Genomic DNA, 833 nt, shown 5'->3' on the forward strand with positions numbered 1-833 from the left:
GGCGGCCAGGAGTCGATGACCCGGGCGCCGCACCTGCTGCCCGGCTCGCGGCAGGGCTGGACCTACGGTTCCATCCAGGCCCTGGACGCCGCCGCCCACGACGGACTGACGGACGCTTTTGATGGCCAGTCGATGGGCCTGTCCACGGAGACCCGGAACCTAAGCCTGGGCATCAACCGGACCTCACAGGACAACGTGGCTGCGCAATCGCACCAGCGCGCGGCGCTGGCGGCAAAGAACGGGACATTCGACGACGAGATTGTCCCCCTCAGCGTGAAGCAGCGCAAGGGAGATCCCCTCGTGGTGGACGCGGACGAGGGCGTGCGCCCCAACGCCTCCGTCGAGTCCCTGGCCGGGCTGCGGGCTGCGTTCGTCACTGACGGCACCATCACCGCCGGCAACTCGTCGCCCCTGTCCGACGGCGCCGCCGCCCTGGTGCTCTCCTCGCGCGCTTATGCCGAGGCCCACGGCCTGGAGTACCTGGCCGTGGTGGGCAAGCCGGGACAGGTCGCCGGGCCGGACAACTCACTGCACTCGCAGCCGTCGAACGCCATCATGAACGCGTTGGGCCGGGCAGGGTGGACCACGGCGGACCTGGACTTCATCGAGATCAACGAGGCCTTCGGCTCCGTAGCGGTGCAGTCCCTCAAGGACTTGGACTATCCGCTGGAGAAGTGCAATATCCATGGCGGGGCCATCGCCCTGGGGCATCCGATCGGGGCTTCCGGTGCACGCCTGGCGGTCCATGCCGCCCACGAGCTCAAGCGCCGGGGCACCGGAAAGGCCGCCGTGTCCCTGTGCGGGGGCGGCGGGTAGGGCGAGGCGCTCCTGCT

Annotated in this window: 1 protein-coding gene; it reads left to right on the forward strand. The window is 69.7% G+C overall.

The features are described 5' to 3' along the window. The coding region (locus tag AC5RTT_RS20660; RefSeq protein ID WP_494146722.1) for an acetyl-CoA C-acyltransferase at positions 1-816 on the forward strand (816 nt) is incomplete at its 5' end. Between the last annotated feature and the right edge of the window lie 17 nt (positions 817-833).

This window comes from Arthrobacter sp. Y3221157 (assembly GCF_059089865.1).